General features: G+C 59.4%; 19 protein-coding genes, 2 tRNA genes and 4 rRNA genes. 5 read left to right on the forward strand and 20 right to left on the reverse strand.

What is annotated here, in order from left to right:
• Positions 1-10 precede the first annotated feature (10 nt).
• From VM99_07360 to VM99_07415, 12 genes are all read right to left on the reverse strand, one after another.
• Positions 11-126: ribosomal RNA gene (locus VM99_07360) — 5S ribosomal RNA — on the reverse strand.
• A gap of 105 nt (positions 127-231) precedes the next feature.
• Positions 232-347: ribosomal RNA gene (locus tag VM99_07365) — 5S ribosomal RNA — on the reverse strand.
• 120 nt (positions 348-467) lie between these two features.
• Positions 468-3,385, reverse strand: a 23S ribosomal RNA gene (locus VM99_07370).
• Between the two features lie 240 nt (positions 3,386-3,625).
• Positions 3,626-3,701 (reverse strand) — tRNA-Ala (locus tag VM99_07375).
• A 30-nt stretch (positions 3,702-3,731) separates the two neighbouring features.
• Positions 3,732-3,808 (reverse strand) — tRNA-Ile (locus tag VM99_07380).
• A gap of 72 nt (positions 3,809-3,880) precedes the next feature.
• Positions 3,881-5,427: ribosomal RNA gene (locus VM99_07385) — 16S ribosomal RNA — on the reverse strand.
• The 16S, 23S and 5S rRNA genes sit together here with 2 tRNA genes alongside, the layout of an rRNA operon.
• Before the next feature lie 552 nt (positions 5,428-5,979).
• Positions 5,980-6,600: a sulfite oxidase gene (locus VM99_07390; GenBank protein ID AKJ97888.1), complete on the reverse strand. Its 621-nt coding sequence runs from the start codon at positions 6,598-6,600 to the stop codon at positions 5,980-5,982.
• Positions 6,600-7,613: a sulfoxide reductase catalytic subunit YedY gene (locus tag VM99_07395; GenBank protein AKJ97889.1), complete on the reverse strand. Its 1,014-nt coding sequence runs from the start codon at positions 7,611-7,613 to the stop codon at positions 6,600-6,602. Before VM99_07395 ends, VM99_07390 begins: the two co-directional genes overlap by 1 nt.
• Positions 7,614-7,688: 75 nt before the next feature.
• Complete coding sequence (locus VM99_07400) at positions 7,689-8,534, reverse strand: CDP-diacylglycerol--serine O-phosphatidyltransferase (GenBank protein AKJ97890.1); 846 nt, start codon at positions 8,532-8,534, stop codon at positions 7,689-7,691.
• A gap of 144 nt (positions 8,535-8,678) precedes the next feature.
• Positions 8,679-9,695: a ketol-acid reductoisomerase gene (locus VM99_07405; protein AKJ97891.1), complete on the reverse strand. Its 1,017-nt coding sequence runs from the start codon at positions 9,693-9,695 to the stop codon at positions 8,679-8,681.
• A gap of 45 nt (positions 9,696-9,740) precedes the next feature.
• The gene (ilvH, locus tag VM99_07410; protein ID AKJ97892.1) at positions 9,741-10,232 is read right to left on the reverse strand and encodes an acetolactate synthase 3 regulatory subunit; all 492 of its coding nucleotides are present in this window, start codon (positions 10,230-10,232) and stop codon (positions 9,741-9,743) included.
• A gap of 2 nt (positions 10,233-10,234) precedes the next feature.
• Positions 10,235-11,959 carry an acetolactate synthase 3 catalytic subunit gene (locus VM99_07415; GenBank protein ID AKK01711.1) on the reverse strand — a complete coding sequence of 575 codons (1,725 nt, stop codon included), beginning with the start codon at positions 11,957-11,959 and terminating at the stop codon, positions 10,235-10,237.
• 400 nt (positions 11,960-12,359) lie between these two features.
• Here VM99_07415 and VM99_07420 point away from each other — a divergent pair, with 400 nt between their 5' ends.
• On the forward strand, positions 12,360-12,785 hold the full coding sequence (locus tag VM99_07420; protein ID AKJ97893.1) for a glycosyltransferase: 426 nt from the start codon (positions 12,360-12,362) through the stop codon (positions 12,783-12,785).
• Positions 12,786-12,791: 6 nt separating this feature from the next.
• Here the strand turns inward: VM99_07420 and VM99_07425 are convergent, their stop codons facing one another.
• Genes VM99_07425 through VM99_07435 form a run of 3 tightly spaced genes read right to left on the reverse strand, consistent with a single transcriptional unit; the run spans position 12,792 to position 16,175 of the window.
• Positions 12,792-13,121 carry a pseudouridine synthase gene (locus VM99_07425; GenBank protein AKJ97894.1) on the reverse strand — a complete coding sequence of 110 codons (330 nt, stop codon included), beginning with the start codon at positions 13,119-13,121 and terminating at the stop codon, positions 12,792-12,794.
• Positions 13,121-13,840 (reverse strand): lipoprotein, encoded by a 720-nt coding sequence (locus VM99_07430; protein AKJ97895.1) that lies wholly within the window; start codon positions 13,838-13,840, stop codon positions 13,121-13,123. Before VM99_07430 ends, VM99_07425 begins: the two co-directional genes overlap by 1 nt.
• A 16-nt stretch (positions 13,841-13,856) precedes the next feature.
• Positions 13,857-16,175 (reverse strand): penicillin-binding protein, encoded by a 2,319-nt coding sequence (locus tag VM99_07435; GenBank protein ID AKJ97896.1) that lies wholly within the window; start codon positions 16,173-16,175, stop codon positions 13,857-13,859.
• Positions 16,176-16,316: 141 nt separating this feature from the next.
• Between VM99_07435 and VM99_07440 the strand changes: the two genes are divergently transcribed.
• The 3 genes from VM99_07440 (at position 16,317) to VM99_07450 (ending at position 18,821) form a co-directional block, all read left to right on the forward strand.
• Positions 16,317-17,873 (forward strand): hypothetical protein, encoded by a 1,557-nt coding sequence (locus tag VM99_07440; protein ID AKJ97897.1) that lies wholly within the window; start codon positions 16,317-16,319, stop codon positions 17,871-17,873.
• 91 nt (positions 17,874-17,964) lie between these two features.
• Positions 17,965-18,306: a pentapeptide repeat-containing protein gene (locus VM99_07445; protein AKJ97898.1), complete on the forward strand. Its 342-nt coding sequence runs from the start codon at positions 17,965-17,967 to the stop codon at positions 18,304-18,306.
• Between the two features lie 242 nt (positions 18,307-18,548).
• Positions 18,549-18,821 carry a competence protein TfoX gene (locus tag VM99_07450; protein AKJ97899.1) on the forward strand — a complete coding sequence of 91 codons (273 nt, stop codon included), beginning with the start codon at positions 18,549-18,551 and terminating at the stop codon, positions 18,819-18,821.
• A gap of 210 nt (positions 18,822-19,031) precedes the next feature.
• Here VM99_07450 and VM99_07455 read toward each other — a convergent pair whose 3' ends face one another.
• From VM99_07455 to VM99_07465, 3 genes are read right to left on the reverse strand one after another with little or no spacing between them, the layout of a single operon-like run.
• Positions 19,032-19,886 (reverse strand): iron(III) ABC transporter, encoded by an 855-nt coding sequence (locus VM99_07455; protein AKJ97900.1) that lies wholly within the window; start codon positions 19,884-19,886, stop codon positions 19,032-19,034.
• Positions 19,887-19,901: 15 nt separating this feature from the next.
• Positions 19,902-20,669 carry a hemin ABC transporter ATP-binding protein gene (locus VM99_07460; GenBank protein ID AKJ97901.1) on the reverse strand — a complete coding sequence of 256 codons (768 nt, stop codon included), beginning with the start codon at positions 20,667-20,669 and terminating at the stop codon, positions 19,902-19,904.
• Positions 20,669-21,748, reverse strand: a complete 1,080-nt coding sequence (locus VM99_07465; protein AKJ97902.1) for an ABC transporter permease — start codon at positions 21,746-21,748, stop codon at positions 20,669-20,671. The genes VM99_07460 and VM99_07465 overlap by 1 nt, the downstream gene beginning before the upstream one ends.
• 179 nt (positions 21,749-21,927) lie before the next feature.
• On the opposite strand from VM99_07465, the gene VM99_07470 reads away from it, so the two are divergent.
• Positions 21,928-22,245 (forward strand): Rieske (2Fe-2S) protein, encoded by a 318-nt coding sequence (locus tag VM99_07470; protein ID AKJ97903.1) that lies wholly within the window; start codon positions 21,928-21,930, stop codon positions 22,243-22,245.
• On the opposite strand, the gene VM99_07475 is transcribed toward VM99_07470, so the two are convergent.
• Complete coding sequence (locus VM99_07475) at positions 22,201-22,956, reverse strand: XRE family transcriptional regulator (protein ID AKJ97904.1); 756 nt, start codon at positions 22,954-22,956, stop codon at positions 22,201-22,203. The two genes, VM99_07470 and VM99_07475, sit on opposite strands and share 45 nt — an antisense overlap.
• Positions 22,956-24,128 carry an aminotransferase gene (locus tag VM99_07480; protein ID AKJ97905.1) on the reverse strand — a complete coding sequence of 391 codons (1,173 nt, stop codon included), beginning with the start codon at positions 24,126-24,128 and terminating at the stop codon, positions 22,956-22,958. The genes VM99_07475 and VM99_07480 overlap by 1 nt, the downstream gene beginning before the upstream one ends.
• Positions 24,129-24,352: the final 224 nt, after the last annotated feature.

A 24,352-nucleotide genomic window follows, 5' to 3' on the forward strand; every position in this document is an offset into this window, starting at 1 on the left:
GGGAATTCAATCTTGACGATGACCTACTCTCACATGGGGAAACCCCACACTACCATCGGCGATGCATCGTTTCACTTCTGAGTTCGGGATGGGATCAGGTGGTTCCAATGCTCTATGGTCGTCAAGAAATTCTGTGTCCCGCCCGTTCAACAACAACGAGCCGGAGAAAATCGATAACTTCTACTAAAACAAAACCCCAACTGCTTTCGCAATTGGGGTTTCGGAATTTAATCTTGACGATGACCTACTCTCACATGGGGAAACCCCACACTACCATCGGCGATGCATCGTTTCACTGCTGAGTTCGGGATGGGATCAGGTGGTTCCAATGCTCTATGGTCGTCAAGAAATTCTTGAGCCAGCGCGCTTTTCAGCGTTCCAGCAAATCGGGTATGTGATCGGGTGTGAGCCGCAAACTTTCGGTTCGTTTCGTCTTCACCACACCGCAATCTGGCTTTCTAAGCGCAAATTGCTTGGGTGTTATATGGTCAAGCCTCACGGGCAATTAGTACAGGTTAGCTCAACGCCTCACAGCGCTTACACACCCTGCCTATCAACGTCGTAGTCTTCGACGGCCCTTCAGGGAGCTCAAGGCTCCAGTGAGATCTCATCTTGAGGCAAGTTTCCCGCTTAGATGCTTTCAGCGGTTATCTTTTCCGAACATAGCTACCCGGCAATGCCACTGGCGTGACAACCGGAACACCAGAGGTTCGTCCACTCCGGTCCTCTCGTACTAGGAGCAGCCCCTCTCAAATCTCAAACGTCCACGGCAGATAGGGACCGAACTGTCTCACGACGTTCTAAACCCAGCTCGCGTACCACTTTAAATGGCGAACAGCCATACCCTTGGGACCGGCTTCAGCCCCAGGATGTGATGAGCCGACATCGAGGTGCCAAACACCGCCGTCGATATGAACTCTTGGGCGGTATCAGCCTGTTATCCCCGGAGTACCTTTTATCCGTTGAGCGATGGCCCTTCCATACAGAACCACCGGATCACTAAGACCTACTTTCGTACCTGCTCGACGTGTCTGTCTCGCAGTCAAGCGCGCTTTTGCCTTTATACTCTACGACCGATTTCCGACCGGTCTGAGCGCACCTTCGTACTCCTCCGTTACTCTTTAGGAGGAGACCGCCCCAGTCAAACTACCCACCATACACTGTCCTCGATCCGGATAACGGACCTGAGTTAGAACCTCAAAGTTGCCAGGGTGGTATTTCAAGGATGGCTCCACGCAGACTGGCGTCCACGCTTCAAAGCCTCCCACCTATCCTACACAAGCAAATTCAAAGTCCAGTGCAAAGCTATAGTAAAGGTTCACGGGGTCTTTCCGTCTAGCCGCGGATACACTGCATCTTCACAGCGATTTCAATTTCACTGAGTCTCGGGTGGAGACAGCGCCGCCATCGTTACGCCATTCGTGCAGGTCGGAACTTACCCGACAAGGAATTTCGCTACCTTAGGACCGTTATAGTTACGGCCGCCGTTTACCGGGGCTTCGATCAAGAGCTTCGCGTTAGCTAACCCCATCAATTAACCTTCCGGCACCGGGCAGGCGTCACACCCTATACGTCCACTTTCGTGTTTGCAGAGTGCTGTGTTTTTAATAAACAGTCGCAGCGGCCTGGTATCTTCGACCGGCGTGGGCTTACGCAGCAAGTGCTTCACCCTCACCGGCGCACCTTCTCCCGAAGTTACGGTGCCATTTTGCCTAGTTCCTTCACCCGAGTTCTCTCAAGCGCCTTGGTATTCTCTACCCAACCACCTGTGTCGGTTTGGGGTACGGTTCCTGGTTACCTGAAGCTTAGAAGCTTTTCTTGGAAGCATGGCATCAACCACTTCGTCACCCAAAGGGTAACTCGTCATCAGCTCTCGGCCTTAGAATCCCGGATTTACCTAAGATTCCAGCCTACCACCTTAAACTTGGACAACCAACGCCAAGCTGGCCTAGCCTTCTCCGTCCCTCCATCGCAATAACCAGAAGTACAGGAATATTAACCTGTTTTCCATCGACTACGCTTTTCAGCCTCGCCTTAGGGACCGACTAACCCTGCGTCGATTAACGTTGCGCAGGAAACCTTGGTCTTTCGGCGTGGGTGTTTTTCACACCCATTGTCGTTACTCATGTCAGCATTCGCACTTCTGATACCTCCAGCAAGCTTCTCAACTCACCTTCACAGGCTTACAGAACGCTCCTCTACCGCATCACCCGAGGGTGATACCCGTAGCTTCGGTGTATGGTTTGAGCCCCGTTACATCTTCCGCGCAGGCCGACTCGACTAGTGAGCTATTACGCTTTCTTTAAAGGGTGGCTGCTTCTAAGCCAACCTCCTAGCTGTCTAAGCCTTCCCACATCGTTTCCCACTTAACCATAACTTTGGGACCTTAGCTGACGGTCTGGGTTGTTTCCCTTTTCACGACGGACGTTAGCACCCGCCGTGTGTCTCCCATGCTCGGCACTTGTAGGTATTCGGAGTTTGCATCGGTTTGGTAAGTCGGGATGACCCCCTAGCCGAAACAGTGCTCTACCCCCTACAGTGATACATGAGGCGCTACCTAAATAGCTTTCGAGGAGAACCAGCTATCTCCGAGCTTGATTAGCCTTTCACTCCGATCCACAGGTCATCCGCTAACTTTTCAACGGTAGTCGGTTCGGTCCTCCAGTTAGTGTTACCCAACCTTCAACCTGCCCATGGATAGATCGCCCGGTTTCGGGTCTATTCCCAGCGACTAGACGCCCTATTAAGACTCGCTTTCGCTACGCCTCCCCTATTCGGTTAAGCTCGCCACTGAAAATAAGTCGCTGACCCATTATACAAAAGGTACGCAGTCACCCAACAAAGTGGGCTCCCACTGCTTGTACGCATACGGTTTCAGGATCTATTTCACTCCCCTCTCCGGGGTTCTTTTCGCCTTTCCCTCACGGTACTAGTTCACTATCGGTCAGTCAGTAGTATTTAGCCTTGGAGGATGGTCCCCCCATATTCAGACAAAGTTTCTCGTGCTCCGTCCTACTCGATTTCATGACTAAGAGATTTTCGCGTACAGGGCTATCACCCACTATGGCCGCACTTTCCAGAGCGTTCCGCTAATCTCAAAGCCACTTAAGGGCTAGTCCCCGTTCGCTCGCCACTACTAAGGGAATCTCGGTTGATTTCTTTTCCTCAGGGTACTTAGATGTTTCAGTTCCCCTGGTTCGCCTCTTGCACCTATGTATTCAGTACAAGATAACCATCTTATGATGGCTGGGTTCCCCCATTCAGACATCTCCGGATCAAAGTCTGTTTGCCGACTCCCCGAAGCTTTTCGCAGGCTACCACGTCTTTCATCGCCTCTGACTGCCAAGGCATCCACCGTATGCGCTTCTTCACTTGACCATATAACCCCAAGCAATCTGGTTATACTGTGAAGACGACATTCGCCGAAAATTCGAATTTCTCAATTAAGAGAACTCACAAATTTTACCTTAGCCTGATCCGTTACCAGTGAAAGTAACGTTCAGTCTATCTTTCTATCACATACCCAAATTTTTAAAGAACGAACTAGTCAAAGACTAGAAATCAACATTCACCATCACAATGATGGAATGCTCATTTCTAAGCTTTCTACAAACAGAAGCAGTAGTGGTGGAGCCAAACGGGATCGAACCGTTGACCTCCTGCGTGCAAGGCAGGCGCTCTCCCAGCTGAGCTATGGCCCCGTATTTCTACAGGCGTTTCCCACACAAAATTGGTGGGTCTGGGCAGATTCGAACTGCCGACCTCACCCTTATCAGGGGTGCGCTCTAACCAACTGAGCTACAGACCCAATTTCGGGCTGCTTCTTTTCGTCTTCTTCAATGAATCAAGCAATTCGTGTGGGAACTTATGGAGCAGCTGATGTCGTCGATTAAGGAGGTGATCCAGCCGCAGGTTCCCCTACGGCTACCTTGTTACGACTTCACCCCAGTCATGAATCACACCGTGGTAACCGTCCTCCCGAAGGTTAGACTAGCTACTTCTGGTGCAACCCACTCCCATGGTGTGACGGGCGGTGTGTACAAGGCCCGGGAACGTATTCACCGCGACATTCTGATTCGCGATTACTAGCGATTCCGACTTCACGCAGTCGAGTTGCAGACTGCGATCCGGACTACGATCGGTTTTATGGGATTAGCTCCACCTCGCGGCTTGGCAACCCTCTGTACCGACCATTGTAGCACGTGTGTAGCCCAGGCCGTAAGGGCCATGATGACTTGACGTCATCCCCACCTTCCTCCGGTTTGTCACCGGCAGTCTCCTTAGAGTGCCCACCATTACGTGCTGGTAACTAAGGACAAGGGTTGCGCTCGTTACGGGACTTAACCCAACATCTCACGACACGAGCTGACGACAGCCATGCAGCACCTGTCTCAATGTTCCCGAAGGCACCAATCTATCTCTAGAAAGTTCATTGGATGTCAAGGCCTGGTAAGGTTCTTCGCGTTGCTTCGAATTAAACCACATGCTCCACCGCTTGTGCGGGCCCCCGTCAATTCATTTGAGTTTTAACCTTGCGGCCGTACTCCCCAGGCGGTCAACTTAATGCGTTAGCTGCGCCACTAAGAGCTCAAGGCTCCCAACGGCTAGTTGACATCGTTTACGGCGTGGACTACCAGGGTATCTAATCCTGTTTGCTCCCCACGCTTTCGCACCTCAGTGTCAGTATCAGTCCAGGTGGTCGCCTTCGCCACTGGTGTTCCTTCCTATATCTACGCATTTCACCGCTACACAGGAAATTCCACCACCCTCTACCATACTCTAGTCAGTCAGTTTTGAATGCAGTTCCCAGGTTGAGCCCGGGGATTTCACATCCAACTTAACTAACCACCTACGCGCGCTTTACGCCCAGTAATTCCGATTAACGCTTGCACCCTCTGTATTACCGCGGCTGCTGGCACAGAGTTAGCCGGTGCTTATTCTGTCGGTAACGTCAAAATTGCAGAGTATTAATCTACAACCCTTCCTCCCAACTTAAAGTGCTTTACAATCCGAAGACCTTCTTCACACACGCGGCATGGCTGGATCAGGCTTTCGCCCATTGTCCAATATTCCCCACTGCTGCCTCCCGTAGGAGTCTGGACCGTGTCTCAGTTCCAGTGTGACTGATCATCCTCTCAGACCAGTTACGGATCGTCGCCTTGGTGAGCCATTACCCCACCAACTAGCTAATCCGACCTAGGCTCATCTGATAGCGCAAGGCCCGAAGGTCCCCTGCTTTCTCCCGTAGGACGTATGCGGTATTAGCGTTCGTTTCCGAACGTTATCCCCTACTACCAGGCAGATTCCTAGGCATTACTCACCCGTCCGCCGCTCTCAAGAGGTGCAAGCACCTCTCTACCGCTCGACTTGCATGTGTTAGGCCTGCCGCCAGCGTTCAATCTGAGCCATGATCAAACTCTTCAGTTCAAACATCTTTGGGTTTTGAGAAAACCCTAAACTTGGCTCAGCAATCGTTGGTTACATCTTTGATTTCTCGCGGAGTAACTTGTGATGCTGATAATCTGTTGACTAGCAGTCTGACTCCACAAGCACCCACACGAATTGCTTGATTCAGTTGTTAAAGAGCGGTGGTTGATTCTTTCGTCTCAACCGAGGCGCGCATTCTACAGCGCCTGGTGTTGCTGTCAAGCGGTTATTTAAGAAGTTTTTCAAAGTTTCCCGTGGGAAACACTAACAACTTCAACCACTTGCGCTTTCGATCTCTCGTTAGCGGGAGGCGAATTCTACAGCGTTGTTCGCTGCTGTCAACACCTCTTTTTCACCGCTTTCGACCGAGAGGATCGAACCGTTGATAAAGCCAAACGACAGCGCCTTATCCACGGCTTCCGGACTTCGATGAACTGAAGCCCTGCACTGCCGAAAATCGTTTAACTCATTGAAACTCAAGGAGTTTTTCTTTTCGGCTGCGCCGGAAGTGGGGCGAATTATAGACGTCTGGAATCTGCCGTCAACACTTAATTAAGCTTTTGTTGCAGAAGGTACTTTCCTGCCTAGTAAACGCGGGATCCGGCGCGTAATCGGCGGCACCCTGAGCAACAAGAGTACAGCGCCTATAGACGCATAGATCGACCACTCCTTCAGGTCCGCTCGCACGATCCATAGCATGTGCAGCAGTCCAAGCCCGAGGATCAGGTAAACCAGACGATGCAGTTTTTTCCAGCGCCCCCCAAGCCGGCGCTGGCTGTAGCGGTTGGAGGTAACCGCCAAGGCCAGCAGGCCGAGAAACCCGAGCACGCCGACAATAATGTAGGGCCGTTTGCTCAGCTCAACACCCAACTGCGACCAATCGAAGCCCAGGATGAACGCGGCGTACCCGCTCAAGTGCAGCACGACATAAGTGAAACACCACAACCCCAACTGGCGCCTGACCGCCATCCACCCCGCCCAGCCGGTCAGCTTCTGCAGCGGAGTCATGCTCAAGGTGATCAACAAGAGGATCAGCGTGCCCAGCCCAAGCCTGTCCACCAGTACTTTGCCCGGGTCAGGCCCCAACGTATTCGTCAACGCCTGGTAAAGCCAAACCAACGGCCAGCCCGCCGCCGCAAGGAAGACACCCACCCGCCACACTGGAAAACGCATCAGTAGTCCTTCCTCAAGTCCATCCCTGCATACAGGGAGGCCACCTCGTCCTGGTAACCATTGAACATCAAGGTATCGCGAACATTGGGACTGAACAGCCCGCTCGGCAACCGACGCTCATGGGCCTGGGTCCAGCGCGGATGGTCGACCGTCGGGTTGACGTTGGCATAGAAGCCGTACTCATCGGCCGCAATGCTCTGCCAGGTGGTCTTCGGCTGCTCACTCACCAGGCTGATGCGCACGATCGACTTGACACTCTTGAAGCCGTACTTCCACGGCACCACCAACCGCAGAGGCGCACCATTCTGATTGGGCAGTTCGCGGCCATACATCCCGACTGCCAGGATGGCCAGAGGATTCATCGCCTCGTCCAGTCGCAGCCCTTCCACATAAGGCCAGTCGATCAGGGCAAAACCGGAACGCTGTCCCGGCATCACCTTAGGGTCCTGCAAGGTTTCGAAACGGATGTATTTAGCCTTGGAAGTAGGCTCGACCTGCTTGAGCAACGCCGAGATGGGAAAGCCAATCCACGGGATGACCATTGACCACGCCTCGACACAGCGCAATCGATAGATCCGCTCCTCCAGTTGATAGGGCTTCATGAAGTCTTCCAACGCATAGCGCCCCGGCTTGCCGACCTCGCCATCCACTAGCACGCTCCAGGGTTCGGTTTTCAAGGAACCGGCATTGGCGGCCGGGTCACCCTTGTCGGTGCCGAACTCGTAGAAGTTGTTGTAGTGGGTTGCATCCTTGAACGGGGTGATGGTTTCGTTCTTGACGGTCACCGCCCCCCATTGGATAGACGGCAGTTTCTCGGTAAACCACGATGGCGCCTTGCCGGGCTCGACCTCGGCATAACGTGCGGCGTCGGCAGCACTCGCCCAGCGTGGCAGGCTGCTTACGGCCAGCCCAGCCATGGATGCACCGAGTACCTGGCGACGGGAGAGATAGAAGGATTCGGGCGTGACGTCCGATTCACGGCAGTCGGACGACTTGGGGATCTTGATCAGCATGACAACTCCGCAGTATTGGAGGGCAGTTGCACCAATAGACTGCGGAGTATGGGGGAAATTACATTAAGGCAACGTTTAGCGCCGGCGAAGACGCAACAAATACTGAACCGGACCGGAGGCCGCGTAGGCGAGGAAGATCAGCAGCAGGATGCGTGGCGGATCACTGAAGACCACCGCGAACACCAGCACGACCGCCAAAATCGCAACGAATGGCACGCGCCCCTTCAGGTCCAGCTCCTTGAAGCTGTTGTACTTGATGTTGCTGACCATCAGCATCCCGGCCGCCGCCACCAGCAGCGCGACGAGGAACGACATCTTCGAACCCTGTATGCCGTAATCGCTGAACGCCCAGACGACGCCCGCTACCACGCCCGCAGCGGCCGGGCTGGCGAGCCCGATGAAGTAGCGCTTGTCCGCCTTGCCTACCTGGGTATTGAAACGCGCCAGGCGCAACGCCGCCCCCGCCACATAGATGAAGGCGACCATCCAGCCGACCTTGCCCATGTCTCCCAACGCCCAACCAAACGCCAGCAAGGCCGGCGCCACGCCGAAGGCGACCATGTCGGACAGGGAGTCATATTCGGCGCCGAATGCGCTTTGGGTGTTGGTCATGCGGGCCACGCGCCCGTCCAGGCCATCGAGCACCATGGCGACAAAGATGGCGATGGCGGCGAAAGCGAAATAGCGGCTCGCCCCCACGCTGTCGCCGGCACTCAATGCCGCCTGGGCACTCATGGAGTTGATGATGGAATAGAAGCCGGCGAAGAGGTTCGCAGTGGTAAACAGATTCGGCAACAGATAGATGCCACGATGCCGGACCTTACGGCCTTCAGCGTCATGGCCTTCTTCGATGTGCTCATCGATGGGCAGCAGGCTTTCGGCGTCAGGAGCCTGGTTTGGCTCGTCGGGGCGTTCGCTCATGGACAGTACCTTGCAACGGTGTGAAAAAATTCGACAGGCGTCTGGGACGACGGTTCGGCCGCAAACGATGCAGCTTTATACCAGAAGCCATCGCCCAAACGAAAAAACGCGGCCGAGGCCGCGTTTTTCGATCAAGCTCGCGACTTAGTTCTTGGCTTTGTCGACGATCTTGTTGGCGCTGATCCACGGCATCATCGAGCGCAGTTGCTCACCGATGATTTCGATACCGTGCGCAGCGTTGTTACGACGCTTGGCGGTCATCGAAGGATAGCCGGTAGCCCCTTCGCTGATGAACATCTTGGCGTATTCGCCGTCCTGAATACGTTTCAGGGCGTTGCGCATGGCCTGACGGGATTCGGCGTTGATCACTTCCGGACCGGTCACATACTCGCCGTATTCGGCGTTGTTGGAGATCGAGTAGTTCATGTTGGCGATACCGCCTTCGTACATGAGGTCAACGATCAGCTTCAGTTCGTGCAGGCACTCGAAGTAAGCCATTTCTGGCGCGTAGCCCGCTTCGACCAGGGTTTCGAAACCGGCTTTCACCAGTTCGACGGTACCGCCGCACAGAACGGCTTGTTCGCCGAACAGGTCGGTTTCGGTCTCGTCCTTGAAGGTGGTTTCGATGATGCCGGTACGACCGCCACCCACACCTGCCGCGTAGGACAGAGCGACATTCTTGGCGTTGCCCGAAGCGTCCTGGTAGATCGCGATCAGGTCAGGGATACCGCCGCCCTTCACGAACTCGGAACGCACGGTGTGGCCCGGTGCCTTCGGCGCGATCATGATCACGTCGAGGTCGGCACGCGGCACGACCTGGTTGTAGTGGATCGAGAAGCCGTGGGAGAAGGCCAGGGTTGCGCCTTTCTTGATGTTCGGCTCGATCTCGTCGCGGTACAGCGCGCCCTGGAATTCGTCCGGGGTCAGGATCATTACCAGGTCGGCAGCGGCAACGGCGGAAGCCACGTCAGCCACTTTCAGGCCATGGGCTTCTGCCTTGGCAACGGTGGACGAGCCTTTACGCAGGCCGACGGTCACGTCAACGCCGGAGTCTTTCAGGTTGCAAGCTTGCGCGTGGCCCTGGGAACCGTAGCCGATGATCGCGACTTTCTTGCCCTGGATGATCGACAGGTCGCAGTCTTTATCGTAGAAAACTTTCATGAATTTCCTCTCTATCCGGCCGTTCAGGCCATTCGCTAATTTGGTTTAGATGCTCAGTACTTTGTCGCCACGGGCAATCCCGGTGACACCACTGCGTACGGTTTCCAGAATCGAGGCAGTGCCGATCGACTGGATGAAGCTGTCGAGCTTGTCGCTGGTACCGGTCAATTGAACGGTATAGACGCTGGCGCTGACATCGACGATCTGCCCACGATAAATATCGGTAGTGCGTTTGATCTCGGCGCGCTGGGCGCCGGTGGCCTTGACCTTGACCAGCATCAGTTCGCGCTCGATGTGAGCACTTTCCGACAGGTCCACCAGCTTGACCACCTCGATCAGCTTGTTCAGGTTCTTGGTGATCTGCTCGATGATCTCATCGTGCCCGACAGTGGTCAGCGTCAGACGCGACAGGGTCGGGTCCTCGGTTGGCGCCACGGTCAGGCTTTCGATGTTGTAGTTGCGCTGTGAGAACAGGCCCACAACACGAGACAGCGCACCCGGTTCGTTTTCCAGAAGCAGGGAAATAATATGTCGCATGATTAGGTACGCTCCGTCTTGCTCAGCCACATATCGCGCATGGAGCCGTCTTTGATCTGCATCGGGTAGACGTGCTCGCTGGTGTCGACCGCAATATCGATCACCACCAGGCGATCCTTCATGGCGAACGCTTCCTCCATTTTCGTCTTCAAGTCTTTCGACTCGGTAATGCGTACGCCGACGTGACCATAGGCCTCTGCCAGCTTGACGAAGTCAGGCAGCGATTCCATGTAGGAATGCGAGTGACGGCTGCCGTAGCTCATGTCCTGCCACTGGCGAACCATACCCAGTACACCGTTGTTCAGGATCACGATCTTCACCGGCAAGCCGTATTGCAGGCAGGTGGACAGTTCCTGGATGTTCATCTGGATGCTGCCCTCGCCGGTGACGCAGGCGACGTCGGCATCCGGGAAGCTCAACTGGATGCCCATGGCCGCCGGGAAACCGAAGCCCATGGTGCCCAGGCCGCCGGAGTTGATCCAGCGGTTGGGCTTGTTGAACTTGTAGTACTGCGCAGCGAACATCTGGTGCTGGCCCACGTCGGAGGTCACGAAGGCATCGCCCTTGGTGACTTCGCAGAGGGTTTCGATCACGGTCTGCGGCTTGATCACGCTACCGTCGCCCTTGTCGTAAGGGAACAGTCCGCGATCGCCGCGCCATTCATCGACCTGCTTCCACCAACTGGCCAGCGCTTCCTTGTTCGGGGTCTCGCCGATTTCCTTGAGGATGGCGACCATTTCGGTCAGCACGCTCTCTACGGGACCGACGATAGGCACGTCTGCCTTGATCGTCTTGGAGATGGAAGCCGGGTCGATGTCGATATGGATGATCTTGGCGTTCGGGCAGAACTTCGACGCACCGTTGATGACACGGTCATCGAAGCGCGCCCCAACAGCCAGGATCACGTCGGCATGGTGCATCGCCAGGTTGGCGGTGTAGCTGCCGTGCATGCCGAGCATGCCGATGAACTGGCGATCGGTGCCCGGAAACGCACCCAGGCCCATCAGCGTATTGGTCACCGGCAGGTTGAGCATTTTCGCCAGTTCGGTCAGCGGCGCGGAGCCACCACCGAGGATCACGCCGCCACCCGAATACAAAACGGGACGCTTGGCCGCCAGGAGCATTTCGGCTGCCTTGCGGATCTGCCCGGAGTGACCGCGTACGGCCGGGCTGTAGGAGCGAAGCTTGGCTTTCTTCGGGAAGATGTATTCGAACTTCTCGGCCGGGTTGGTCATGTCTTTCGGCACGTCGACCACGACCGGGCCTGGACGACCGGATTCAGCCAGGTAGAAGGCCTTCTTCATGACCTCGGGGATTTCCGACGCGTGCTTGATCATGAAGCTGTGCTTCACGATCGGCCGGGAGATACCGATCATGTCGGTTTCCTGGAACGCATCGGTGCCGACCATGGTGCTGGGCACCTGACCGGAGATGATCACCATCGGGATAGAGTCCATGTAGGCGGTGGCGATACCGGTGATGGCGTTCGTGGCGCCTGGACCGGAAGTCACCAACACCACGCCGGCCTTGCCGGTGGCACGGGCATAGCCGTCGGCCATGTGGGTCGCCGCTTGCTCGTGACGAACCAGGATGTGGGTCACTTCCGGCTCTTTGAACAGGGCATCATAGACATGAAGAAGAGCACCACCCGGGTACCCATAGATATATTTGACGCCTTCGTCGCGCAAAAAGCGGACGAGCATCTCACCGCCAGATAAAAGCTCCACGTTGTTCACCTCTAAAACGCCAGAATACCGGCCCACGAAAGGGGACGGGTCTTAATAGGTTTACTTCTCGGCAGAGCATGAGCGACGGTGGTCGCCGACTACGTCAGCACTGACTGAGCAAGTATTGGGATCGTCCCAAGTGTTGCGGGCCTTTCCCACCCAGCGCGAGGTAACGCGTTGCGGGTGTAACAGGTCGGCGCGGATGTGCGCCTCATGATCTGCCGAGTGGGCCTGCTTCTGGCAGTCCCTCTACAGCGGACTTTGGATTCTTCTGTTTCGCCCTCTGCAAGTCAAGACGTCAATGTGCTTTATTCGAAGTAAGCGCATGAGAACGCAAGAAAAAACCTATAAACGGCAACTGTGTTAGCTTCAATTGCGCAACCCATGACAAGGAAACAGCATGCGAATGTTCTTCTTGACGGCCAGCCTGCTGGTTGGCCTGAGCCCAATCTGTGTGGCCGGCCAGGTCTATAAATGGGTGGACGCCCAGGGCGTTACCCATTTCAGTGCCCAGCCGCCCGAAGGCGAGCAAGCCGCAACCATGATCAAATCCACCCCGCCCGCGCCCGCCAAGGCTGCGTCGCCGCCGTCCGGTGGGGTCGTTGGCGACCAGAAGGCCATCGATCAGCAGGTCAAGAAACAGGTCGCCGAGCAGGAAGCCCAGCTCAAGGCGTTCTGCGAGCAGGCCCGGACCAACCTGGCGCAACTGCAGAACAACCCGAGGGTACGGGAGGACGTGGAAGGTGAAATGCGCCGCCTCAGCGACGAGCAGCGGCGCCAGCGGATCGATGAGACCCGCAAGCAGATAGAGGAAAACTGCCAGTGAAGAAAGTCAGCTGGCGCGGCTGATCAACTGGTCGAACTGCGACAGCAGCCGCTGCAACTCGATGCCCTGCCCCGGGCGCTGGGCATAGACCATCTCCGCCATCGCCAGAATGCCGGAGGCGTTGGGCAGCGGCAGGTCGTTTTCCAGGATGGCTTTCATGCGTGGCAGGAAGATCCATTGCAGCCATTGCTCGAAGTCCAGGGTGTCGACCGCGAATGGCTCGACACTGGCCAGTGCTTCGGCCGAGGGCGACTGCTCGCTCCACCAGCCCTGGACCCGCAGCTCCCGCTCGATCAGCAGAAGCTGATCGGCGATTTGGGGAAAACGCGTATCCATCAGAGCGAGACCTTGGCCTTCTGACGGGCCAGGGCCGCGCCAGCTGGATCGCCTTGTTTCTCACGGGCCTGAGCGATCAACTCCCACAGACTGGCCTGAAGTGCCGGACGACCGCTGGTGAAGGTCAGGCCACGACGGGCAAGCTGCTCGGCTTGCGGCGCGTCGCCTTGGGCCATGCGCACCTGGGCCAGGCGATACAGGACCTGTGGCTCACGCGGCGCAACACGCTGGGCACGCTCAAGGCTCGACGACGCACCGTTGAGGTCACCACCGGCCTGTTGCTGTTGCGCCGTGGTCAACAGCGCCAGCACCGGACCGTCCAGCTGTTCATCGGCGGACAAGCCACCCGAGCTGGCCGACGGGATACTGCTCGGCGTCGAAGGCATGCTGTAGCTGCCCTGGTTGATCGGCGACGTCTCGATAGGCCCTGGCGTGATCGGTCCTGGCGTGATCGGCGTGCTGCTGATCGGAGCCGAGGTCGTGGCGCCGCCACCTGGAATCATCACGACGACACCGGAGTCGCCCTGGGGAATCGCCTGGGCCTGGCCCTGGGTCGGACGTTTCACCGTCGTCTGCCGGAAACCGCCATTGGCCGAGACGCGCTCGCTGTTGGACACCGCCGTGCCGGAATCAACGACCGGAATCGAACCGCGCTGTACGGTAGAGCAACCACTGAGCAAAGCCACGGCCGTTACCGCTGGAATCAACCACTTGTTCACTTGAAACCCTCTTTGCTTAATTCATCCAGTCCTTGACCCAATCCATCACCGATTCGGCGGGATTCTGGCTACCACAGGCAGCACCGGGTGGAGGCTCGCTGCCGCGAATATACGGCATCTGTACCGCACCCGGGCAATTGGCGTCGGAGCCTTGGCCCGTACGCGAATCCACCCAGGCCTGGACGATATTGTCCGGTTGCGGCATGTCCAGCGGCAACGGGTCGGCCTTGCGCATGAAACTGGTCCAGACCTGGAGCGCGCCGGTGGCACCGGTAAACGGGGTCTTGCCATTGTCGTCGCGGCCGAGCCAGACCACCGCCAGCAGATCCTGGCTGAAACCGGCGAACCAACTGTCACGCGAATCGTTACTGGTACCGGTCTTGCCGGCCAGGGTCAGGGTCCGGGGCAACACGTTATAGACCGAGCTGCCGGTGCCTTCGCGCATGACCCGCTGCATCGCGCTCTGGATCAGGTAGATGGACGCCGGATCGAACCGTTGCTGGATCTGGAACGGATACCGCTTGAGCGGTTCGCCATCGGCAGTCAGCACACTGCGAATCCCGCGCATCGGCGTGTTGAAGCCGCCGTTGGCCAGCGTCTGGTACATCGCCGCCACTTCAATCGGCGTAAGGCCGCCCGCCCCCAGCAGCATCGATGGGAAGGCCGGCAATTCGCGGCTCACTCCCAGGCGCGCGACGGTCTTGAGCACGTTCGGCACGCCGACTTCAAGGCCCAGGCGAGCGGTTGACAGGTTGTAGGAATGCGCCAGCCCCTGATAGAGGAAGACCGTGCCGTGGGAACGCCGGTCGTAGTTCTGCGGCTTCCAGACCTGGCCATCGGCGCCCTTGACCGAAAACGCCTCGTCCGACAGCCAACTGGTCAGCGTGTACTGGCTGGGTTTTTCCAGGGCGGTGAGGTACACCGCCGGCTTGATCAGCGAGCCAATCGGGCGGACCGCATCCAGTGCCCGGTTGAAACCGGCGAAACTGGCCTGGCGACTGCCGATCATGGCCTGGACTTCACCGGTTTCCGGGTTGGTCACGACCATGGCGGCTTCGACTTCGTCGGCGCCCTTGCGCGCGCCGAGGCGCTTGAAGGTGTCATCCACCGATGCCTCGGCCTTCATCTGCAGGATCGGGTCGAAGCTGGTGAAAATTCGCAGCCCTTCTTCGGTCAAGTCCTCGTCTCGGTAGTCTTCACGCAACTGGCGTTTGACCAGGTCCATGAAGCCGGGGAACGAGCTGTCCGCCAGGCTGCCACGCTTGGTCACGCCCAGCGGCATCTTCTTCGCGGCCTCCACTTGCTCGGCCGTCGCCACGCCTTGCTGCTGCAACAGGTCGAGCACCAGGTTGCGCCGCTCGAGGGCGCGTTCCGGGTAACGCCGCGGGTTGTAGGAAGACGGCCCCTTGACCATGCCCACCAGCAACGCCACCTGGTGCAGCTTGAGCTCGGACAACGGCTGGCTGAAGAAGAACTGGCTGGCGAGACCAAAACCGTGCACGGCGCGCTGACCGTCCTGGCCGATGAAGACCTCGTTGAGGTAGGCCTCGAGAATCTCCTGCTTGTCGTAATGCAGCTCCAACAGCAGCGCCATCATGGCTTCGGTGAGCTTGCGGGTGAGGCTGCGTTCGTTGGTCAGGTAGAAGTTCTTGACCAACTGCTGGGTCAAGGTACTGCCACCCTGACGCATATGGCCCGAGGACGTGTTGACCCAGACGGCGCGGGCAATCGACTTGGGCGAGACGCCAAAGTGATGGTAGAAATCACGGTCTTCGACGGCGATCAGCGTATCGAGCAGGAACGGTGGCACCTGGTCGATCTTGATCAGGATCCGGTCTTCCAGGTTCTTGGGGTACAGGCCGCCGATCAGCAGCGGTTCGAGACGCACCACCGACAGGCTGGCGTTATTGGCGCCGGTCAGCGCCGCGACGTAGTCACCGGAAAAACGCACCCGCACCGGCTGCGGTTGCTCCATGCCTTCATAGAACTGGAAGCCACGGGTGTTGAGGTCGACGGTATTGCCATTGACCGAGGCCGCGCCCGGGCCATTGGCGACGCTTTCGCGACGATAGCCCAGGGCATCGAGTTCAGTCAGGAAGTCGTCGCGGCTCAGCTTCTGTCCGACGAACAGCTCCAGCGGCCTGGCGTAGACCTTGGCCGGGATGGTCCAGCGCTTGCCGGAGAACTTCTCCTGGACCACGGCATCGAGGTAGACCGCGAAACCGGCGAGCACGACGAGGCCGACCAGGCTGAGTTTAAGGGCCCAGCCCAGCCAGGGCCGAAGGCGGCTGGCGGGTGGTTTCTTGGGGGTTCGGGGGGATCGAGTACGAGTCATGGCGGCGGATTATACGCACTTTGCTACGGTTCAACATGAGCCCGATGGCCCCGCTTGGCACCCAGGCCAGCCTGTTTGCGTTCACGACACTTGCCGCCATAATGACGGCCGTGAATTTTCCCAGACTATGAAGGATCGCCCGTGAGCCAGTCCCTGATCGCTGCCCTGCAAAACCCGGCCCTCTACCCGCATCCCGTCGAAGGGTTTCAGGTCATCGAGACGCATATTTCCTGGGTATTGCTCACCGGGCCCTACGCCTACAAATTCAAGAAACCGGTCAACTTCGGTTTCCTCGACTTCACCAGCCTCGAGGCGCGCAAGCATTTTTGCGGCGAAGAACTGCGGCTGAACCAACGCCTGACCCAAGACCTGTACCTGGAAGTGCTGCCTGTGACCGGCAGCGCCGAAGCCCCTCAACTGGGTGGCGACGGGCCGGTCATCGAGTACGCGCTGAAAATGCGCCAGTTCCCGCAGAGCCAACTGCTCAGCACGCTGCAAGCCAATGGCGAGCTGACCACCGCGCACATCGACGAAATGGCCGCGCAGATCGCCCAGTTCCATCTCTCTACACCCAAAGTCCCGGCCGATAACGCCGCCGGCACCCCGGAGAGCGTGATGGCCCCGGTGAGCCAGAACTTCGAACAGATTCGCCCGTTCCTCAGCGACAAGGCCGATCTGCTGCAACTCGAAGCCCTGCAAGCGTGGGCCGACAGCAGTTTCGAGCGCCTCAAGCCACTGTTCATCCAGCGCAAGGCCGAAGGCTTCATCCGCGAATGCCATGGCGACATCCACCTGGGCAACGCCACGGTGATCGACGCCAAGGTGGTGATTTTCGACTGCATCGAATTCAACGAGCCGTTCCGCTTCACCGACGTCTACGGCGACACCGCGTTCCTGGCGATGGACCTGGAGGACCGTGGCCTCAAGTCGCTGGCGCGACGCTTCATCAGCCAGTACCTGGAACTGACCGGCGACTACCACGGGCTGGAACTGCTGAACTTCTATAAAGCCTACCGCGCCCTGGTGCGCGCCAAGATCGCACTGTTCAGCATGCCGGCCGAAGCCGATCCAGTGCAGCGCGCCACCACCCTGCGCCAGTACCGCAACTACGCCAACCTGGCCGAAAGCTACAGCACCATTCCTTCACGCTTCCTGGCCATTACCCACGGTGTTTCGGCAGTCGGCAAAAGCCACGTCGCCATGCGCCTGGTCGAAGCCCTGGGCGCCATTCGCCTGCGCTCGGACGTAGAGCGCAAGCGCCTGTTCGGCGAGCAGCAAGTGCCCAACGATCCACAGGCCGGCATCTATAGCAGCGACGCCAGCAGCGCCACTTACGGCCGCCTGCATGAAATCGCCGACGTCATCCTGCGCGCCGGCTTCCCCGTGGTGATCGACGCGACCTACCTCAAGCGTGACCAGCGCGATGCCGCCGCGAAAATCGCCGAAGCCACGGGCGCTCCGTTCCTGATCCTTGACTGCAATGCACCGCAGGCAGTGATCGAAAGCTGGCTGGCGCAGCGCCAGGCCGACCAGAACGACCCTTCCGATGCGAACCTGGCCGTCATCGCTGCCCAGCAAGCCAACCGGGAAGCCCTTACTCCAGCGGAAATCCTTTGCAGCAAACGGGTCCAGACCAACGAAAGCGGGACACTCGACGTCGTGGTCGCGCAGATCCGCCAACGCCTGCCAGGTCTGTAGAAAACTATTTCGGCCGTGAAGCGACGCTCGGCTTCACGGCCGCCAAATAGTGGCACTATACTGGCGTCATAAAACCAACAGGTGATGTGACATGAGCCTTCCCAAGCTTCTCAATACCCCGCTGTACGCCTTGCTGCGCAAAGACGATATCGCCGGCTTCAACAGCGAGCGTCCGCAGGGTCCGGTCGACATGCGTGGCGGCGATTTTCGTGGCCTTGACCTGCGCGAACTGAACGCAGACGACGTGGATTTCACCGACGCTTACTTCCGATCTGCCGATCTGCGCGGGATCGACTTCCGCAAGGCATCGCTGGAGGGCGCGAGCCTGGCCCACGCGCAAATATCCGGTGCCTACTTCCCGCCCGAGTTGTCCGCGGACGAGATCCTGATGTCGATGAACTTCGGCACCCGATTGCGCTACCGCACCCGTTGACGACAGGGCTGCTCCCGATGGGGTGTCAGTGTTGCTGGCGCCTTCGCGAGCAGGCTCGTTCCCTGGTCCCCCCTTCCAGCGCCCCCGCCTGCGCTGAAACAGGCTTGTTGCCGCCTCGATCGTGCGTAATGCCTTAGAAGCTTTCGCAACTAATCCCACCAAAGAATCACGCTTTTCCTACTGACCGCTACACTGCTCAGAAGCTTGCCCACCGCACCGATCGGCCGTCGCAAGGAGGCTCGATGAATGATGAACTGCAACACCTGAAGAATCTGGGCAAGACATCAGCCCAGTGGCTGCACGCCGTGGGCATCCACAGTGCCTCGGATCTGCGCCGGCTCGGTGCGGTGGATGCTTATCGCGCCGTGCGCACCCGCGGTTTCCGGGCTTCCAAGGTATTGCTGTATGCGATCGAGGGCGCGTTGCTGGACGTGCACTGGAATGACGTTCCCGCCGAACGCAAGGAAGCCCTCAATAAACAGCTGGACGCCATGACGACACGGCACAAGTCCTGACGGCCTCTTCGCACCTCGTTGCAGGGTAATTTCAGCGAATCACGAAACAATGTTTGACATGGTAATGAGAATCGCTATGATTACCACATCCGGTCGCGAGACTGGTCGATATTTGAACAGCCCTTGGTTCGGACTCTCAGATATCTCCTCATCAGGCTAATCACGGTTATTTGACCCGGCTTTTGCCGGGTCTTTTTTTGCCCGCAAAAATCACCTTTCGGACTGTTCACGCATCTGCGCACAGTAATCCTGTGACGCAGTGGCCGGGGTGTACCACACGTAATCGGCCATGGCCGGGGTCACGTCGCTGCCCTCCTCGGCCAGCATCAGAACGATCGGCGCTTCATCGGCGCCCAGGTCCAGCATGTGCAACGGTACGCCGAGGTCCTTTCGCCCGTGCCAGGCACCCGCCAACAACAATGCGGGCGTCGGCGCTTGCAGCAGGCGTTCGGCCATGCGCCGGTCACGCTGTTGCTGCACCGCCAGCATCGCCGGCATTTGCGATTCCGGCAGCAGGCCGCAATGGGACTCGCGGATCTGCCCCAATAACACGTCTTTCACGGCAACCGCATTGCTGCGATCGCCCTGCAAGGCCGGCGGCTGCCGATAGAATCGCTGGATTTCGGTGGCATCCAGATTGGCGGCCAGCAACGGGTAGCGCTGTGCCAGGGCAAACTCGACGACGGGCCCATACAGGCTCCAATCCCAACCCGGCGACCAAGCCAGGACGGCGGGCAGGTCGTTGGGCATTGTGGATCGTTGGCGGAGCGCATCCACCCGTGGCTGCTGCGACGGGGTCAGCATTTCCAGCAACAGACTGCCTTGGGCCCGCTCTGCGCCCAAAGCCTGGAGCAACCAGCGCTGCAGCGTGTGATGGTCGCGGTTGTCGTGCTGCTCGCCCACCACCACCCGCGGCGCCACTGCCAGGCGCTCGACCAACCTCTGGGGCGTCACGGCCTGGCCGCTGTGCAAATCCACGATTCGCCCGCTGACCGGGGGCGGTGCGACACTCTGGCAGGCCGCCAGGATGCTCAGTGCAAGCAGCAGAATCAGGCGCATGTCCATATCCTCGACAGGCCCTCAACGGGCAATGATCAACGGGTGCCCGCGCTCCGGATGGGGTTGCACGAGAACTTCCAGGCCGAACACGGCCTTGAGCGAATCCGGGCGCAGTACCTCTTGGGGGGTGCCCATGGCAACCGACTGCCCCGACGCAAGCAGCAACAGGCGATCACAGTAGCGCGCCGCCAGGTTCAGGTCATGCAGGATCACCAGTACGGCGGCGCCGCGATCGGCAAACCCGCGCACCGCTTGCAGGAGGGTGTGCTGATGCAATGGATCGAGCATGGACGTTGGCTCGTCCAGCAGCAGGACCTGCCCCGCCTCACCCGGCCACAACTGCGCCAGTACCCGCGCCAGGTGCACACGCTGGCGCTCGCCGCCGGACAACGCCAGGTAACTGCGCCCATGCAGGTGCGAGGCGTCGGCCGCTTGCAGCGCCGCAGCGACGACCTGCCCGTCCCGCACGCGCCCCGTTTGATGCGGCAGGCGACCCAGACCGACCACCTCTTCGACCCGGAAGGCAAAATCCAGGGTCGAGGACTGTGGCAAGACCGCCAGGCGTCGCGCGCGCTCGGGGCCCTCCCATTGGGCCAGCGGTCGATCATCCAGCCAGACCTGTCCCTGGGTCGGGCGCAAGTCGCCACACAGGCCGGCCAGCAAGCTACTTTTACCGGCACCGTTGGGCCCGAGCACACCGAGCACTTCGCCGGGGTTTAGCCGCAGGTCGATGTCGGTCAACACGGTGTGCTTGCCACGCTGGACCTGCAGGTTCTGCGCTCGCAACATCAGGCGCGCCCTCGCAGCAATAAATAAAGGAAGAACGGCGCGCCGATAAAGGCAGTGACGATCCCTATCGGCAGCTCTGCCGGAGCCAGGACCAGGCGTGCCACCAGGTCGGCGAACAGCAGCAGGCTCGCCCCCGCCAGCACGGAGGCGGGCAGCAACACCCGATGGTCGGGCCCCGCCAGCAATCGGACCAGGTGCGGCACCACCAATCCAACGAACCCGATCAGGCCGGCCGCCGCCACCGCCGCGCCCACACCCAGGGCCGTGCAGAACACCAGTTCGCGCTTGAGCCGTTCGACGTCAACACCCAGGTGAGCGGCCTCGGACTCTCCCAGCAACAATGCATTGAGCGCCTGCGCCCGACGCGGCAACCAAAGCGCCACGCCCGTGCTGACCAGGAGCAATGGCCACAGCCTGGCGTAGCTGGCGCCGTTGAGACTGCCCAGGTTCCAGAACGCCAGGGTGCGCAGGGTCGCATCGTCCGCCAGGTAGGTGAACAGGCCCACGGCCGATCCCGACAGCGCGGTCAGGGCAATGCCTGCCAACAGCATGGTCGCCACATGCGCCTGGCCGTTGCGCCGCCCCAGGCGATACACCAGCGCCGTGACCCCGAGCCCACCCAGGAACGCACACAGTGACAGTACATAGGGGCTGAACGCTTGCGGGACTCCGCCCAGCGCCGAACCGCCGACAATGGCGAACGCGGCGCCCAGTGCAGCGCCACTGGAGACCCCCACCAGCCCCGGATCGGCCAGTGGATTGCGGAACAACCCCTGCATCGCCACGCCAGACAATGCCAACACCCCGCCCACCGTCAGGCCCAGCAAGGTGCGTGGCAAACGAATCTGGCCGAGGATCAGCTCAGCCTGCTCCAGGCCATCGGCCGACACCGGCAGCCCCGATAACCGCAACGCCGCCCGCACCGTGTCGAGCAGTGGCAGGCTCACCGACCCCAAGGCCAGGGACAGCCAGGTCGCCAGCAGGCACAACAGGCCCAAGCCGACGAACAGGCTTCGCGGCTTGAGCACTGCGGCGCCCGGGCTGGCGAAGAGCGCAGCCACGCGGTTACTCAGACGCATCAGGCGGCTTCCTCAAAGAAGTTGTACAGGGGACCGAGCATGAACTGGCCAGGGCAAGTATCCTCAGCCATCCGCGAGAAGGCGCCATTTGATGATTGCTTTCATTTGACCGTCAAGCTTGAACCCTTCGCAGGCTCGCGCCCGCCTCGAGGCTCTCCCACCGATGTGTAGAGACACCCATGAAGTTTCTATGTAACAGCGCCGAACTGCCCGACAACGGCAGCCGCGGCTTCGACCTCGATGGACGCAAGGTGATGGCCGTGCGCCGCGCAGGCCAGGCCTACGTTTACGTCAATCGCTGCCCGCACCGCGGCGTGCCACTGGAATGGCAACCGGACCAGTTCCTCGACCCCAGCGCCAGCCTGATCCACTGCGCCACCCACGGCGCCTTGTTCCTGATCGAGAACGGCGAATGCGTGGCCGGTCCGTGTGCCGGCCAATTCCTGACGGCGCTAGACAGCCGGGAGGACGAGCAAGGTCTCTGGGTCGAGCTCTAACGGGGCCGACAGCACCGGCAACGGTCGGTCCACCCACATCTGCTCAGGCGTCAGCGTGACGCCGTAGGCCAGCACCTGCACCCCCGCCGCAATCGCTTCACGCAGCGCGGCGGCGTACGCCGGATCGATTTCGTGCGCCGGACGCACCGCTTCGATCCCGCTCAGGTTCACGCAATACAATTGCACCGCCCGTATACCTTGCCGGGCCAGGCTGGCCAGCTCGCGCAGATGCTTGGCCCCACGCTGGGTCACCGCATCGGGAAACGCCGCCACCGGGGTGTCGTCGAACCCCAACGTCACACTTTTGACTTCGACCCAGGCCGAGCCCTGTTCGTAGTCCAGCCGAAAATCGATACGGCTGTTTTCCTGACCATAGGCCACTTCGCGCTTGAGCCCGATGAACCCGTTCAGTTCACTGATGACCCCGGCGCGCAGGGCTTCCTCGACCAGGGTGTTGGCCCGCGCCGTATTAATGCAGGCGAGCCGTCCCTGAGGGGTCTCGCCTAGTTCCCAGGTGCCCGGCAACTTGCGCTTGGGGTCGTTGGAGCGGCTGAACCAAACGCGTGCACCAGGCGCCATGCAATTGAGCATCGAGCCGGTGTTCGGACAATGAATAGTGAGCAGTTCGCCCTGAACGGTCTCGATATCAGCGAGAAAACGCTTGTAACGTCGAATCAGGCGACCTTCTTCTAACGCAGGAGAGAAACGCATCAGCCTTGCCAGCTCCGCAGTCCACGTTCGATTCGCGCCACCGCTTCCTGGAGTCGTCCCAGGCTCTGGGTGTAGGCGAAGCGCACGTGATGGCCGGCTTGATAGCGGCCAAAATCCAGACCCGGGGTGAAGGCCACGTGTTCGGTTTCCAGGAAGTGTTGGCAGAACGCGAACGCGTCGCCGCCGAAGGCGCTGATATCGGCGTAGAGGTAGAACGCCCCTTCCGGCTCCACGGCAATGCCGAAGCCCAACGCCCGCAAGGCCGGCAGGAGGAAATCGCGGCGTAACGCAAACTCGGCCCGACGTTGCTCGAAGATCTCGATGGTGGCCGGTTCAAAGCAAGCCAGGGCCGCGTGCTGGGCCATGCTCGGGGCGCTGATGTAAAGGTTCTGCGCGAGCTTTTCCAGCTCGCTGACGGCCGCCGAGGGCGCCACCAGCCAGCCGAGCCGCCAACCGGTCATGCCGAAATACTTGGAAAAACTATTCAGGACAAAGGCGTCGTCATCCACTTCCAGCACGCTGGCGGCATCGGTGCCGTAGGTCAGGCCGTGATAGATCTCGTCCACCACCAGGTGGCCGTTGTGCGCCTTGATGGCCTTGGACAAGCCCGCCAGTTCATCCCGGGAAAGGATCGTCCCGGTCGGGTTGGCCGGCGATGCCACCAACGCGCCGACGCTGTCCTGGTCCCAGTAGCGATCCACCAGGTCCGGGGTCAATTGATAACGCACCTCCGGGCCCACCGGCACCAGCTGCGCCGCGCCCTCCACCAGCCGCAGGAAGTGACGGTTGCACGGATAGCCGGGGTCGGCCAGCAGCCAATGCTTGCCCGGGTCCACCAGCAGGGCACTGGCGAGCAACAACGCGCCCGAGCCGCCCGGCGTCACCAGGATGCGCCGCGGGTCGATCTGCACGCCATAGCGCTGGCCATAGAAACCGGCGATGGCCTCGCGCAACTCGGGGATCCCACGGGCCGCGGTGTAGCGGGTCTTGCCCGCGGCCAACGCCGCCTGGCCGGCCTGGATGATCGGCTCGGCGGTGGTGAAGTCCGGCTCGCCGATCTCCAGGTGAATGACGTCGTGCCCCGCCGCCTGCAGCTCGTTGGCGCGGGCCAGCAGCGCCATCACATGGAAAGGTTCGATGGCGCGGCTGCGCGCACTGTAGGGCTGAGGCATTAGCCTTCCTTCAAGGTAAAAAAGAACCGATTCTACCCAACTCTCCCCTCAAGTCAGAAGCAACTGCGGAACGCACGCGAACCCGCAGCGGTCTGAGGCCGTGGATTGCAGGAAATGACTCCGGCGATTGGCCCAGGCTTGACTAGGCTGTACATAGCCTAGAATCAAGCATTGAGCAGGATTACATCCACACCGAACCGAACCCGACCCTGGGCTACGAAGCC

The sequence above is a fragment of the Pseudomonas chlororaphis genome, assembly GCA_001023535.1.
In the GTDB taxonomy this organism is placed as follows: Bacteria; Pseudomonadota; Gammaproteobacteria; order Pseudomonadales; family Pseudomonadaceae; genus Aquipseudomonas; species Aquipseudomonas chlororaphis_E.

Bases quoted from the DNA above. Each gene is read 5' to 3' on its own strand.
- VM99_07450 (AKJ97899.1), top strand. From the start codon at position 18,549: ATGAATGATGAACTGCAACACCTGAAGAATCTGGGCAAGACATCAGCC.
- VM99_07480 (AKJ97905.1), bottom strand. From the start codon at position 24,128: ATGCCTCAGCCCTACAGTGCGCGCAGCCGCGCCATCGAACCTTTCCAT.
- VM99_07445 (AKJ97898.1), top strand. From the start codon at position 17,965: ATGAGCCTTCCCAAGCTTCTCAATACCCCGCTGTACGCCTTGCTGCGC.
- VM99_07405 (AKJ97891.1), bottom strand. From the start codon at position 9,695: ATGAAAGTTTTCTACGATAAAGACTGCGACCTGTCGATCATCCAGGGC.
- VM99_07420 (AKJ97893.1), top strand. From the start codon at position 12,360: ATGCGAATGTTCTTCTTGACGGCCAGCCTGCTGGTTGGCCTGAGCCCA.
- VM99_07435 (AKJ97896.1), bottom strand. From the start codon at position 16,175: ATGACTCGTACTCGATCCCCCCGAACCCCCAAGAAACCACCCGCCAGC.
- VM99_07470 (AKJ97903.1), top strand. From the start codon at position 21,928: ATGAAGTTTCTATGTAACAGCGCCGAACTGCCCGACAACGGCAGCCGC.
- VM99_07395 (AKJ97889.1), bottom strand. From the start codon at position 7,613: ATGCTGATCAAGATCCCCAAGTCGTCCGACTGCCGTGAATCGGACGTC.
- VM99_07400 (AKJ97890.1), bottom strand. From the start codon at position 8,534: ATGAGCGAACGCCCCGACGAGCCAAACCAGGCTCCTGACGCCGAAAGC.
- VM99_07425 (AKJ97894.1), bottom strand. From the start codon at position 13,121: ATGGATACGCGTTTTCCCCAAATCGCCGATCAGCTTCTGCTGATCGAG.
- VM99_07475 (AKJ97904.1), bottom strand. From the start codon at position 22,956: ATGCGTTTCTCTCCTGCGTTAGAAGAAGGTCGCCTGATTCGACGTTAC.
- VM99_07390 (AKJ97888.1), bottom strand. From the start codon at position 6,600: ATGCGTTTTCCAGTGTGGCGGGTGGGTGTCTTCCTTGCGGCGGCGGGC.
- VM99_07455 (AKJ97900.1), bottom strand. From the start codon at position 19,886: ATGGACATGCGCCTGATTCTGCTGCTTGCACTGAGCATCCTGGCGGCC.
- VM99_07465 (AKJ97902.1), bottom strand. From the start codon at position 21,748: ATGCGTCTGAGTAACCGCGTGGCTGCGCTCTTCGCCAGCCCGGGCGCC.
- VM99_07460 (AKJ97901.1), bottom strand. From the start codon at position 20,669: ATGTTGCGAGCGCAGAACCTGCAGGTCCAGCGTGGCAAGCACACCGTG.
- ilvH (AKJ97892.1), bottom strand. From the start codon at position 10,232: ATGCGACATATTATTTCCCTGCTTCTGGAAAACGAACCGGGTGCGCTG.